This is a genomic window from Sagittula sp. P11 (assembly GCF_002814095.1).
GTDB lineage: Bacteria > Pseudomonadota > Alphaproteobacteria > Rhodobacterales > Rhodobacteraceae > Sagittula.
In genome coordinates this window covers 4403170-4415948 of sequence record NZ_CP021913.1, presented here as the reverse complement: position 1 = coordinate 4415948, position 12779 = coordinate 4403170, and the positions used below count along the sequence as shown (strand labels likewise).

10 protein-coding genes are annotated in these 12779 nt (G+C 66.4%); 2 read left to right on the top strand and 8 right to left on the bottom strand.

Features of this window, described 5'->3' with window-relative positions:
• Positions 1-33 precede the first annotated feature (33 nt).
• The gene (locus CDO87_RS21065; protein WP_100930599.1) at positions 34-972 is read left to right on the top strand and encodes a LysR family transcriptional regulator; all 939 of its coding nucleotides are present in this window, start codon (positions 34-36) and stop codon (positions 970-972) included.
• Positions 973-1192: 220 nt separating this feature from the next.
• Positions 1193-2362: an acetylornithine deacetylase gene (locus tag CDO87_RS21060; RefSeq protein ID WP_100930598.1), complete on the top strand. Its 1170-nt coding sequence runs from the start codon at positions 1193-1195 to the stop codon at positions 2360-2362.
• A gap of 35 nt (positions 2363-2397) precedes the next feature.
• Here the strand turns inward: CDO87_RS21060 and CDO87_RS21055 are convergent, their stop codons facing one another.
• The 8 genes from CDO87_RS21055 to CDO87_RS21020 form a co-directional block, all read right to left on the bottom strand.
• A complete protein-coding gene (locus CDO87_RS21055) occupies positions 2398-3072 on the bottom strand; it encodes a DUF1028 domain-containing protein (protein ID WP_100930597.1) in 675 nt (224 codons plus the stop codon).
• 4 nt (positions 3073-3076) lie between these two features.
• Positions 3077-3505 carry a RidA family protein gene (locus CDO87_RS21050; protein WP_100930596.1) on the bottom strand — a complete coding sequence of 143 codons (429 nt, stop codon included), beginning with the start codon at positions 3503-3505 and terminating at the stop codon, positions 3077-3079.
• 14 nt (positions 3506-3519) lie between these two features.
• On the bottom strand, positions 3520-4794 hold the full coding sequence (locus tag CDO87_RS21045; protein WP_100930595.1) for an NAD(P)/FAD-dependent oxidoreductase: 1275 nt from the start codon (positions 4792-4794) through the stop codon (positions 3520-3522).
• Positions 4795-4983: 189 nt separating this feature from the next.
• A complete protein-coding gene (locus CDO87_RS21040; RefSeq protein ID WP_100930594.1) occupies positions 4984-5805 on the bottom strand; it encodes an efflux RND transporter periplasmic adaptor subunit in 822 nt (273 codons plus the stop codon).
• Complete coding sequence (locus CDO87_RS21035; protein WP_100930593.1) at positions 5802-7832, bottom strand: hypothetical protein; 2031 nt, start codon at positions 7830-7832, stop codon at positions 5802-5804. Before CDO87_RS21035 ends, CDO87_RS21040 begins: the two co-directional genes overlap by 4 nt.
• Complete coding sequence (locus CDO87_RS21030; protein WP_100930592.1) at positions 7825-8613, bottom strand: SapC family protein; 789 nt, start codon at positions 8611-8613, stop codon at positions 7825-7827. The genes CDO87_RS21035 and CDO87_RS21030 overlap by 8 nt, the downstream gene beginning before the upstream one ends.
• A gap of 118 nt (positions 8614-8731) precedes the next feature.
• Positions 8732-10888: a PqqD family peptide modification chaperone gene (locus CDO87_RS21025; RefSeq protein WP_100930591.1), complete on the bottom strand. Its 2157-nt coding sequence runs from the start codon at positions 10886-10888 to the stop codon at positions 8732-8734.
• Positions 10889-10891: 3 nt separating this feature from the next.
• Positions 10892-12754: an HlyD family efflux transporter periplasmic adaptor subunit gene (locus tag CDO87_RS21020; RefSeq protein WP_100930590.1), complete on the bottom strand. Its 1863-nt coding sequence runs from the start codon at positions 12752-12754 to the stop codon at positions 10892-10894.
• Positions 12755-12779: the final 25 nt, after the last annotated feature.

The window sequence follows — 12779 nt, the reverse complement described above, 5'->3', positions numbered from 1 at the left end:
CTCGCGACGTGCGGTTCCGCCACCGGAGGCGCCATGAGGTTCACCTTTCGCCAGATCGAGTATTTCATCGCGGCCGCCGAATCCGGTTCGATCAAGCTGGCGTCGGAACGGATCAACATCTCGCAGCCGTCGATCTCCACCGCCATCTCCCATTTGGAAAGCGAACTGGGTGCCCAGCTTTTCCTGCGCCGTCACGCGCAGGGTCTGTCTCTGACACCCGTCGGGCGGCAGTTGCTGGCGGAGGCGAAGCTGCTTCTGGATCAAGCGAACCGGCTGTATCAGACGGCGTCGGAGGCCAGCGAGACGGTGCGCGGCACACTGGCGCTCGGGTGTCTCGTCACGCTTGCGCCGATGATCCTGCCGGAGGTGTCCCAGAGTTTCGCGGCACGTTATCCCGGTGCGCGGGTCTTGCCGGAGGTGGCCGACCAGGAAGCCCTGCTGAACAGGCTGGCAAGCGCCGAACTGGACGTGGCGCTCGGCTACGATCTGATGGTTCCGGACGAATTCGATTTCGAACCTCTGGCGGAACTGCCTCCCTACGCCATCGTGGCACAGAGCCATCCGCTGGCGGCACGGACGGCAATCACGCTGGAGGAACTGTCCCGGTACGGGCTCATCCTCCTCGACCTGCCCTTGTCGCGTGACTATTTCCTCGGGCTCTTCGCGCGGGAGGGGCTTGCGCCGCGCATCGCTGCGCGCATTCCCCATTCCGACGTCATCCGGACCATGGCCGCCAACGATTTCGGCTATGCGATCGCCAATGTCCGTCCGCGGTCGACCCGGGCGATGGACGGGCGGGATGTGTCGCTCCTGCGGATCGAAGGAAACCCTCAACCGATGCAGATCGGGCTACTGAGGGTTGCACGCCGACAGCCGACGCGGCTTGTCTCGACCTTCTGTGACCACTGCCGAACGCTGATCTCCGATGGAAACGTCCCCGGGATGGAGGCGCCACTCTCCGCGCCAAGTTGACACCTCGGTCGGTCACCAGACCGGCGGCTTTGGACCGGTTTGACGGGCGCCCATGCCCTGCTTCTGCATACGACGCGAGCTCCGCAGGCGTTTTGCGTTTGATCGTGGCCTGCGCTACAGCTTCGCGCATGGGCCACAGGGTCGACCGGGAAGGCTCTGCCGGGTTCAGGTGGTTCATGGTCGCCCTGCAACTCAGGGGCAGGATAGCGGAGGCGCGGTTTTGAGAGCGATAGATTGGCTGGAACATCTCGTCTCCCATCCGACGATCAGCAGCGCAGGCAACCTTGACCTGGTGCACGGGCTTGTGGATGCGCTCTCGGCCGCCGGGGCCGTGGTCGAGACGTTTCCCGATGAGACGGGCAACAAGGCCGCCCTGCTCGCCCGCTTCGGACCCGATATGCCGGGCGGTCTGATGCTGTCTGCGCACCTCGACGTGGTCCCGGTGGAGGGCCAGGACTGGACGGTGCCGCCTTTCGAACTGACCTGGCGGGGCGAACGGCTGCATGGGCGCGGCACCACAGACATGAAGGGCTTTGTGGCTTGCGTCATGGACCTGATCGAAACACCGGAGATTGTGCAGGACCTGGCAAAGCCCTTGTGGATCGCGCTCTCTTACGACGAGGAGGTCGGTTGCGTCGGGGTGCGTCCCATGCTGGCCGCCATCGCCGAACGCGGCATCCACCCGGATCTGGTGCTGGTCGGAGAGCCGACCTCGATGAACATCGGCCTCGGGCACAAGGGGAAGACGGCCTACCGTGCCCGGTCGCGCGGGATCGCGCGTCACAGTGCCGAGGCGCCGCTAGCGGTGAACGCGCTGCACGCCCTGGGCGACCTGATGGCCGGTCTGCGCCGGATGCAGGAGGATCTTGCGCGGGACGGCGTCCGCGAGGACGGCTACTCCGTCCCGTATTCGAGTGTGCATGTCGGGGTCCTGTCAGGCGGCACTGCCGTGAACGTGGTGCCATCGGAGGCGACCATGCTGTTCGAGACCCGCTTTCCCGCGTCGGAGGACGCCGCGGCCCTCGACGCCCGCATCCGCACCATGGCGCAGGAACTGGACGATGCGCTTCCCGACGGATGCAGGTTGACTGTGAAGGAATTGCTTTCCTATCCCGGCCTGACCACCGATGCCGCGGCTCCGGCGGTCCAGAGGATGACCGGCTGCCTGCCGGAGACCGCGCGTCCCTGCTGGCTGAGTTTCGGCACGGAAGGCGGGCTTTTCGCGGAACGTCTTGACGTGCCTGTGGTCGTGTGCGGCCCAGGCGACATGGCTCAGGGCCACCAGCCCGACGAGTTCATCGAGGCAGAGCAACTTGCCGAATGCCGCCGGTTTCTGGAGCGTGCCGCGGCCGCCTTCTGCAAGGAACGCCCGGCGTCGACTACAGGGTAGCCTTCCCGCGTCCCCCTGCTCGGCAATGGCAACCGTTACTGGTCGCCGGGAACCCCGTAGGACGGGGCCTCGCGCGGGTCGAGCGCCCTTTGCACGTAGGCGTCGAGTTGCGGCTTGTAGACCTCCCAGGCGGTGGCGACGGCCTCGATCGGGCAATCCTCGGTCCAGTCGCAGCGCAGGTCGGCCACCGGCCAGGACACCTTGTCGACGATCTTCAGCCCGGCGGAATGCACTGGGCCGGCCTCTCCGCCCGCAGCCAGACCGGCGCGAAGGGCCGCGATCAGCCGGTCGCCGATGTGACCCGTTGCGACGGCGTAGGCATCCACCATCGCCTGCGGCACGCCTTCGTTTGCAAGAAGGTTGCCGCCTGAGGCCGCGTCCAGCCCCTGCACCTCCGTCCAGATCCCGAGCGCCTTTGCGCCCGAATGGATCGCGGTCCCGCCGCTGGCATCCACCGCCAGAACCTGCCGGTAGTCCATGAACGACCCGTCGCGGCGCAGGGCTTCGATGGCCTGGGCCGCGCTTTCACCCGACGCCATAAGCTCCAGCGCCAGCGGGCCGAGGGTCGGGTCGGTGATGTTCTGCGATGCCACGGCGCCCACGCCCGCCCGGGCGTAGGAACATCGCGCCGCCACGGCCGGCGAGGACGAAGAGATCACGACGCCGAACATGCCGGTCTCGGCGCAGCGCGCCACCAGGGAAAACGTCATGACCTCACCCCTCGTGCTCGTCGGGAATGACTGCGGTGCCGTCGATCTCGACCAGCCACTCGGGCCGGGCAAGCGCCTGCACCACGAGGCCGGTGGACACCGGATGTACCCCCTTCAGGTATTCGCCCATCGTACGATAGACGGCTTCGCGGTGCCGCACGTCGGTGATGTAGACGACCACCTTAACGAGGTGCGCCATCTCGCCGCCCGCCTCCTCGATCAGCTGGCGGATGTTCTGCATGACCTTGTGGGTCTGCTCGACCGGATCGTGGCTGTCGATGTTCCTTGCCGTGTCGAGGTCCTGCGGACACTGACCGCGCAGCCAGACCGTCCGGCCGCCCCGTGTGACAACGGCCTGACAGAGGTCGTTGTCCAGCGACTGCTCGGGGTAGGTGTCGCGCGTGTTGAACTTGCGTATGCGGGTATGGGCCACCTTGCGGGTCCTTCTCATTCTGCCGCCGCGCCAAGGCCACCGGCCTGCGCGTCATAGGTTTCGTATGTCTTCTGTATCCCGATCTGGTCGGCCACATGCGCCGCGTCGTGCCAGACGCCCCAGATAAAGCTCGATCCGCGCCGGGACAGCCACGGCAGCCCGACAAAGTACAGCCCCCGCACCGGGGAAACGCCGCGCTGGTGGCGGGGCTTGCCGGTCTCGTCCAGCACATCCACGTCCAGCCAGCCATAATCGAGCGCATAACCCGTCGCCCAGATCACCGTGCCGATCCCCGCTTGTGCCAGGTCGAGCTCAGCCAGCGGATGGGTCATGCAGTCCGGGTCATCGGGGAAGATGCGGGCCTCGGGCTCTTCCGGCAGGTCGAGCCCGTTTGCCGCCACGTAGGCATCTGCCTCGTCGAGCAGCGAGAGCAGGTTGGCATCGCCGCGCGCGACGTTCGTCGCCAGGTCGGGCGCGAAGTAAAGGATGCCGTTCTCGCAGCGTTCCGTCCGCCCCACGAGGGTCAGCCCCTCATGCGCCAGCCTGCGGAAATCCACCGTCTCGCCGCCCCGCGCGCCGCTGACGGCAATCGTCACATGCGCGGTGCCGGGCGCGGGCGCGGCCATGTCCCACTTGCCAAGCACGCCCAGCCACCAGACGAAGTCGCGGCCGCGGTACCGGCGTGGCGGCCGGTCGTGCGGTCCGACCGAGAGGTAGACCTTGCGCCCTGCCCTGTTCAGCTCGTCGGCGATCTGCACGCCCGACGATCCGGCGCCCACGACAAGGACGGCGCCTTGCGGCAGATCGTCGGGGTTGCGGTAGTCGGCGGAGTGGATCTGGTGCACGGGCGTCTCGGGCGGGATGACCGCCGGGATCACCGGAACTTGGAACGGCCCCGTGGCGCTGACGACAGACTGCGCCCGGAACTCACCTGCCGACGTCTCGACCCGGAAGCCCGGTCGGCCCTTCAGACGCGAGACACGACGAACCTCGACTCCGCAGCGGATCGGCGCATCGATGCGGGCGGCGTAGCGTTCGAAATAATCGGCCACGCTGTCCTTGTGGACGAATGCCTCTCCGCCCTCGTCGAAGGTCAGGCCGGGAAACCGGTCGTGCCACGCCGGACCGTTCGCGACGAGCGAGTCCCAGCGGCCCGTCCGCCAGCGTTCGGCGATCCGGTCCTTTTCGAGCACGACATGGCCGATACCGTGACGCGACAGGTGTTCGCTCATGGCAACTCCGGCCTGTCCTGCGCCGATGACCAGCGTGTCGACGGTTTCAACGGTCATGCGGTGTCCCCTTGTCCCGATGCCGGGCGTGTCATCCGGCCCGGTGCGTCCCGTCACCTTAAGCATGAACCCGGTTCGGGAAAATTACGGATTTCATCTTCTCTGGTTCGGATTATCCAAAGTCGCGCTTGTCGCCGCGGCTGGTCAAACCGTCCCTTCCCAGAGACGGATCGCTCATGAAACCCGATGTCACTGGCCCGGCAATGGCACTTCGACCTCGCAGCGATGGCCCGCCGGGATCGCGTTGCCCGGGTTCGGCAGGGTCAGCCGGATGCCGAACGTGCCGGAGGCCGCGTCGAAGACCCGGTCTATCACGTCCACCTGCGCCGAAAACGTGCCTGACAACGGCGCTTCGGGGGTGACGGTCAGCGTCATGCCGGGGCTCAGCATCGGGTGGGCGGTGACCGGCAGGAACGCCTCGACGTGCAGCGGATCGACCTGAGCCAGAGACACCACGCTGTTCTCGGTCCCGAGGAATTCGCCGTCGAACAAGTGACGGGCCACCACGATGCCGTCCAGCGGGCTGCGGATCACGCGCTGTTCCAGTTGCGCCTGTGCGCGTTCCAGTTCGAGCCCCGTCACCTCGTGCTGGAGCTGCGCCATGGCACGTTCGCGGGTGATGACCTCCACCTCGGCCTCTGCCGCTTCGAGCCGTTCGAGCGTGCCGACCCGCCGTTCCATCAGGTCGCGTGCCCGGTCCAGCTGCTTCTGCGCAAGTGCCAGGCGGCTTTCCTGCGCCTCGATCCCGGCGGTGCTGCGGGCCTGAAGCTGCAGGAGTTCGACGGCCTTGGCCTCGACCTCCGAATGCAGGCGGGCGATGACCTGGCCGCTTTCCACCGTGTCGCCCTGATCCACCAGGACCTTGTCCAGCAGCCCCGACACGGGCGAGCCGACGTCGATGGTGACCGCAGGGGTGATCACGCAGTCGAAGGTCTCGGCTGTCGCGGGCGCGGCGAGCATCAAGGCGAAGCAGGTCTTGAGGACGCTGGGGACGGGCAACATACGTGTCATTCCGGTTTTCCACTGAAGGCAAGCATCGTCCCCAGCCGGCGATCCTGATCCAGTAGGATGCGTCGGGCACGTGCGTGGTTTCGTTCGGCGCGTTTCTGTGCGCGGCGGAAGAGGATGCGGGCCGCAAGGCGGCCGATGCCGCCGGGCATGCGGGCTACGGTCGCCAGCCAGCCCTTGCCGGCAGAGGTGTGTTCGAGGATACCGTCCTGCAGCGACAACATGGGCTGGCTCGAACCCGGTTCGCCGCGCCTTGCGGTGCGCCCGACCAACTGGCGGTCGATGCGCTTGGAATCGTGCCGCTCGGTCAGGATGACATGCAGGCCGCCGCGTTCGGCCACACCTTCACCCAGCGCGATGTCGACGCCGCGCCCGGCCATGTTGGTGGCCACCGTGACCCGCCCCGCCTCACCGGCCCGGGCAATAATCCCGGCCTCTTCGGCTTCGTTGCGGGCGTTCAGAAGATCGTGCTCGACGCCGAGCTCGTGCAGGTGTTCCGAGGCCTGTTCCGACGCCTCGACAGAGCGTGTGCCGATCAGAACCGGGCGCCCTGCGCGCGAGAGGGCAAGCGCCCGCTCCGCCACGGCACGCCAGCGGGCGGCGGCTGTCGGGAAAAGCTGCATGCGTTGAAAGCGCCGCTTCGACCGCGCGTTGGTCGGGATGGAAACCACGTTCAGCCTGTAGACGGTGGACAGTTCCGACGCCACCTCGCGCGCGGTGCCGGTCATGCCCGCCAGATGCCGGTAACGGCGGAAGAAGCGCTGGTAGGTGATACGGGCCAGGACGTCCTTTCGCGGCGTGATCTCCACCCCTTCCTTGGCCTCGACCAGCTGGTGCATGCCGTCGTTCCAGGAGCGTTCCTCCATGATGCGGCCGGTGTACTCATCGACGATCACCACCTTGCCGTCCGACACGATGTACTGGTCGCCCCTGGTAAAGAGATACCGGGCTGTCAGCGCCTGCGTGACCGCCTGCTCTCGCCGGATCCGGTTCGCCCAGATGCCGCCGCGTTGCAGGCCGAGCGTCTCCAGCCGCGCCTTGCCGCGGTCCGTCAGTTCGATGCGGCGCTCCCGGCGGTGCAGCTTGTAGTGACGCCCCTCGAACATCTGACGCGCCAGCATCCAAGCGGTTTCCGCCCAGATGCGTTCGGACTCCGCGTCGGTTTCGCGCGACAGGATCAGCGGCGTGCGGGCCTCGTCGATCAGGACGCTGTCGGCCTCGTCGACGATGGCGAAATGCAGGCCCCGCATGACCGGCAGTTCGCCCTGCCCCATCGGGTCGAGGAACTGACGCAGCTTCAGGGCGGCGTTCTGCGGGGGGCCGCCCAGCTTCACCCGGTCACGGAGATAGTCGAAGGTGATCTCCTTGTTCGACGCATAGACGATGTCGCGCCGGTAGATGCGCCGGCGTTCCGGCGGCGGTATCCCGTGTTTCAGCACGCCGACGCTTAGCCCGAGGCGGTCGAACAGCGGTTGCATCGTCGCGGCATCCCGCTCGGCCAAGTAGTCGTTGACCGTGACCACGTGAACGGGGATGCCGGCAAGCCCCGCGGCGCCCACGGTCAGCGTCGCGGTCAGGGTCTTGCCCTCGCCTGTCTCCATCTCGGCGACCGCCCCGCGCGCCATGGCGAGTGCCCCCAGGAGCTGCACCTTGTGGTGATAAAGCCCGAGGATACGGCGGGAGGTTTCGCGGATCAGTGCGAATGCCTCGACCAGATTGGCGTCGGTCAGGCCATCGGTGCGGGCTTTCCGGCGCACCCGTTCGATGCGCGCGTCAAGGCCGGCGTCATCCAGCGCCGCGATGCCCCGCGCCCGCCAGACCGTCCGCAGGAGCAACACGCGCAGGCGCAGACGCAGGACCGGCACCATGAGGCGCCCGTAGAGGTAGCGTGCGACGTTCTCGGCGGGGTCGAGCCAGTGGTGGCGCGGTTCTTCCCGTTCGGGGTACAGCGTCAGCGCAGGCGCGAGGAAAGCGTCGCCCGCGGGGGCGACGCCAGATTTTTCCGCGGCCACAGGGCCGGTATCAAGCATTCTCGTCCGTCGGCTCCTCTACGGTCTCGGTCGTTATGATCTGGGGCTCCTCCCCCATGTCGCCGTCCAGCGAGAAGCGTTCCGCCAGCGACCCGAAGTGGCGCAGCGATCCGAGGTGCAGGTAGATGCACTCCAGTTCGTCGGTGCGCATCATCTTTCCGAGGTCCTCGTTCGAGACGGCCTTCAGCTTTTCGCGGTCGACGGTCTGGAAGCCGGACAGCGACTGGCGCTCTCCGGACGGCAGGCTGAACTGCGCCTCCATCGGACGCAGCAGGTCCAGTTCCATCAGCCGCTTGCAGAACAGCTGCGTGCGGTTGAAGCGCTGCTGGTAGTCCTGCAGGAAGGTCAGCACGCTTTTCAGGTATTGCGTCTGGTTGCCGTCGCTGTCGAACAGCCGCTCGCCCCTGTCCTTCTCGTTGCAGCCTTCGAAGCTCTCGTCGATGTGGAGGATCAGCTGCTTGCCGCCTGCGTCCTGCGCGAAGACGAAGGGATAGCGGCGCACGAAGGCGGGCACGTACTTGCCGCCCCAGGACCCGTCCGGCTTCACGAACAGGTTTTTGGTCGCGGTCGCGCCGAGGATGGCGCAGGGCATGACGGTGTCGGCATTGCCGGTGAAGACGATGGGGTATTCGATGGCCGCCTGGCCGAACTCGATGGCGGTCAGGGGGACAGAGTTGACCTTTTCGGCAAACTTGTAATCGGCGCCGGTGCGCACCGACATCTTCTTGTGCCGTGCAGAACTGACAGGGACGGCATTCTCGTAGAACAACAATTGGGTCATGGGATCCTCCAGAAAACAAGTTTGAAAAATAGAACGGGTACGGAACAACCTTGACGTTACCAACTGCTGAGAATCGCACAACAGTTTTGTGAAACGTCCGATAGCTCAGGTATTGTGATCAAAGGTCAAAATTGCGCAGGAAGATCTGTCGAAGTACCCGGTAAAGTTGAGCGGCGACCGGTTCCTGCCCGTGTTCGAACCTCACATAGACCCGCTCGCCAAGGCTGCGATATGTTGTGCCCGGGGGCAGGCGGACGTCCAGATGCAGAAGGTTGGACAAGGTCTGCCGCTGGCCCGAAGGACCGCTGGCGCCGGGGTCGAGGGCGATGCGACCGCCACCCTCGGTGGCCAGCGCCATCGAAGGCAGAGAGGCGGACAGCGCGGGGATTTCCCGTTCGATCCGGGCGGGCAGGATCCGGTCGGGCGTGGATGCGAATCGCAGTTTCACGCCGTAGGTCTCGCTGCGGACAAGATCGCTCCGGTCCTCGGGCACGATGACCCGCACCAGCGGGTCCCGGAAATCGGTGACATAGCCCACGACATCGCCTTTCTGAAGGTAGCGCCCGATCAGGTCCATACCGGCCGGAACCACCAGTTCGCCGGGCGAGGCGGCGCGGATCACGAGGCTCCGGCTGCGCTCCAGCGTGAGGTCCCGGTCGGCTTCGGCGGCGCGCAGTTCTTCCTGCAGCACCCGCGCGGCGGAGCGGTCGACGAAGTCTTGTGCGGCAAGGCGGCGGCGCAGTTCGACGATGTAGTCCTCCAGCATGGTGACGCGCGCGGCCATCAGCGGATTGTCGATCGTCGCCAGCGCCTGGCCCGTGTCCACTTGGGTTCCCGGTACTGCGGCAAGCTCGGTCACGATGCCGTCGGCCTCGCTGTGGACGATGTGTTCGCCCGAAACCCAGACCACGCCCTCGGCCACCGTGGCGTGCGGCAGGGGCACGGCAAAGAGAACCGCGGCAATGGCCGCAAGCGTGCCGCCTGTCACGGCAAACGCCCGGCCCCTGTGGTGGCGCAGTGCCGGGCTTGCCAGCAGGTACCACGCCTGTTTCATCAGCGGCCAGCCGAACATCAGCGTCACCGACCAGATCGCCATGATGATGCCGATGAAGAAGAAATGCGTGCTGATGAACAGCACGATGACAAAGGTGATGAAGACACGATAGGCGAACGCCGCCAGCGCGTAGGTGGTGAACCAGAAGGCCTCTCCGGGGGCGGTCGCCGGTCCCTCCTGCTCCTTCATGCCGAAGGCGTAGCGCTTGACCAGGTAGCCGATGTGCTCCTTCGAGCGGTTGGCAAGGTTGGGGATCTCGAGCAGGTCGGAGAACACGTAGTAGCCGTCGAACTTCAGCAGGGGGTTGCCGTTGAACAGCAGCGTCGAGACGCCGCCGATCAGCATCACGTTGAAGGCAAAGGCGCGCACCAGCCCGTCCTCGGCGTTCAGCCAGACGATCATCGCGATCGCGGCAAGGAAAGCCTCAACCAGGATGCCCGCAGCGCCCACCAACGCGCGTTGCCATTTCGACTGGAAGCGCATCGAGTCCGAGGCATCGACGTAAGGCACGGGCATGAACACGAGGAACATCAGGCCGATCTCGTGGACGTCGCCGCCCCATCGCTTCACCACGTAGGCATGGCCCAGCTCGTGCACGGCCTTCACGCCGATGTAGCACAGCGCCAGCAGGCCGAGATTCTCCGCCGTCAGCACGCGGTCGATGACGTTCTCGGTCAGTTCGTCCCAGTGAGACAGCGCAAGGAAGCCGCCGTAGCCCACCACGGCCAACCAGATCAGGGCGCCGAACCACGAGATGAGCGGCCGGACCAGCGGCATGGTGGCCGAAATCAGGTCGTCCGGGTCCAGCACCGGCAGGCGCACCGCCAGCGGATTCATGAAGCTCATGATGAGCTTCTTGCTGCGCTGGCGCTCGCCACGGTCGGAGAGTTCCTCGATGTCCGGCGGGATGTCCCCGAGCAGCACGTCGGCCGCGTGCAACTGACCGAGCAGTCGGATCACCTCGTCCTGGGTCAGCGTCTCGTCGTCGAGCTGGTCGCAGGTCGTGTCCCAGACCTCCTGCACCGTCCGCGTGCCGTCCAGCATGGAGATCACCCGGTAGCCCGACGGCGAGAACCGGTGGAACCGCCCGGAGGTGCGGTCCTGCAGGACGTACCACAATTGCCCGCGATACCGGGTCCGGTGCAGGCGCGCATGGCGGCGCAGGCGCGGTTTCAGGTTGGCGACACGATACCAGTTCTGCGAAAGGAACGCCTTGGCCATCGCTCAGGGCATCCAGCGCCAGAAGGTCAGCTTGGCCCAGTTCACCAGCGGGCGGGTCCAGACCGCGAACAGCAGCCGTTCGTCGATCTCGGTGCGGGCGATCCCTTCCATCGAGGGCCGCAGCCGGGGATCGTTCTCCTCAAGCGAGGCATCCACCCGGAAGAAGTTGCGCCCCTCCCGCTGGTCCGAGACCGGCGTGATCCGCTCGATCTTGTAGAGCAACGGGAGGTCCGGCAGCGAGGAGACGCGTAACTGCCCGGTCTGCCCAGGTGCGATCTCTGCCAGGTCACGCTCGTCGACCTCCAGCACCACGCGCCAGCCGTCCGGCGGCGCGATCTTGAACAGTTCCTCGCCGCGTTCCACCGTCGCGCCGATCTTCTGGCTCAGGTCGCCCGACACGACCACCCCGTCGAAGGGCGCGCGGATCTCGGTCCGGGCGATCTGTTCCTCGACCAACGCGATCTGGCTGTCGATCTGACGGATCTGGCTTTCGATGATGTTGGCTTCGGCGCGCTGTCGGCCGGCCAGCGCCTGCGCGTATTCCGCCTGCCTCTGACCGCGCGAGGTCACCAGCCGCAGTTGCTCCAGCGCAAGATCCTGATCGTCGAGCCGCGCCAGCACCTGCCCTTCGGTGACGACCGCGCCGGCCTGCACCTGCTCGTCCGCAATATAGCCGTTAAAGGGCGCCACGACCGTCCGTTGCACGGTGCCCTGCAACTGGGCCGGGGCGGTGACGGTAAAGGTCGTGGTGGCCGTGGCAAAATACCAGACCAGACCGGCGAAGATCAGCGTGGCCAGCTTGCGGCCGAAATGGCTAGGTCCCAGCAGGCGCTTCACCTGGTTGCCGATGACCTCGAAGACCTTCACGATCAGGATGCGGTCGTTGCGGCGTTTCTCCTCGATCACAGGGCCGACGACTGTGGCGATCACGTCCACCAGTTCGACGGTCTCCTCGTCGAACCCCTCCGGCCCGGCCTTTTCCAGCGTCAGCGCACCGATGATGTCGCCATCGTACTGGATCGGCACACTCAGCACGCTGTCGGCGCGGTGGGTGCGGACCAGTTCCTCGTGCGCCAGCGTCACGCGATAGTCCCAGCCGGGCGGCGGCGGATAAAGCACCACCGCCTCTTGGTCGGCGGCCTCGTTCATGGCGGCCCGGATGTCGCGCATAAGGCTCATCCGCTTGCCCCAGCCGGACGCGTGACTGACCGCGACGACCTTGGCATTGCCGCGTTTCATGAGCCCGAGGCTGACGGGGTCGCACTTCAGACTGCGCGCCAGTTCGGTGACAAGCGCATTGGCCGCCGCATTGAAACGTTTCTGTTCGAGAACCGTCGCCAGCATCGACAGCGCCTTGGCTGTGCGGGCCTGCAGACGTTCGAAGGATCGGCCCTGGTCGCGGCGCAGCAGCACCTCGATCCAGCCGGCGCCCCAGCGCAGATGGCGGACCACTTCGCCCGGGGTCATCACCTCCCCCTGCATGGTGACGGACACCGCGCCGTAAAGCTGTCCATCCATCAGGAACGGCAGGGCGATCTCATGCCCCTCCTCCGTCCGGGTCAGGATCGGCTGGCGTTTGCCGAGCGCCCGCTCCGTGGCAGCCATGAGCGCGGGGCTGATCGCGGCCTCTTCCGGCCAGCGAGCGACGGGGGCAAAGGGCCCGGTGTCGGGGTCGCCGATCAGCGCCACGGCAGAGGTGACGCCCGTCAGGTTCCGCGCCAGCAGGGCCAGCCAGCTTTCGACAAACCCCTCGACGGAGTCGGCCTCGGAGAACCGTGTCCAGAGCGCCTGGTCGAAGATCGCGTAGCTGACCTGTCCGGTGCCATCGCGCCGGGCGGGCGTATCGTTCGGGCTTTCCGTTGTCATATGTCGGTCATTCCCTGCAATACGC

Excerpts from the sequence above, each read along its gene's own strand:
- CDO87_RS21065 (WP_100930599.1), top strand. The coding sequence starts at position 34 with ATGAGGTTCACCTTTCGCCAGATCGAGTATTTCATCGCGGCCGCCGAA.
- CDO87_RS21055 (WP_100930597.1), bottom strand. The coding sequence starts at position 3,072 with ATGACGTTTTCCCTGGTGGCGCGCTGCGCCGAGACCGGCATGTTCGGC.
- CDO87_RS21045 (WP_100930595.1), bottom strand. The coding sequence starts at position 4,794 with ATGACCGTTGAAACCGTCGACACGCTGGTCATCGGCGCAGGACAGGCC.
- CDO87_RS21040 (WP_100930594.1), bottom strand. The coding sequence starts at position 5,805 with ATGACACGTATGTTGCCCGTCCCCAGCGTCCTCAAGACCTGCTTCGCC.
- CDO87_RS21035 (WP_100930593.1), bottom strand. The coding sequence starts at position 7,832 with ATGCTTGATACCGGCCCTGTGGCCGCGGAAAAATCTGGCGTCGCCCCC.
- CDO87_RS21030 (WP_100930592.1), bottom strand. The coding sequence starts at position 8,613 with ATGACCCAATTGTTGTTCTACGAGAATGCCGTCCCTGTCAGTTCTGCA.
- CDO87_RS21025 (WP_100930591.1), bottom strand. The coding sequence starts at position 10,888 with ATGGCCAAGGCGTTCCTTTCGCAGAACTGGTATCGTGTCGCCAACCTG.
- CDO87_RS21020 (WP_100930590.1), bottom strand. The coding sequence starts at position 12,754 with ATGACAACGGAAAGCCCGAACGATACGCCCGCCCGGCGCGATGGCACC.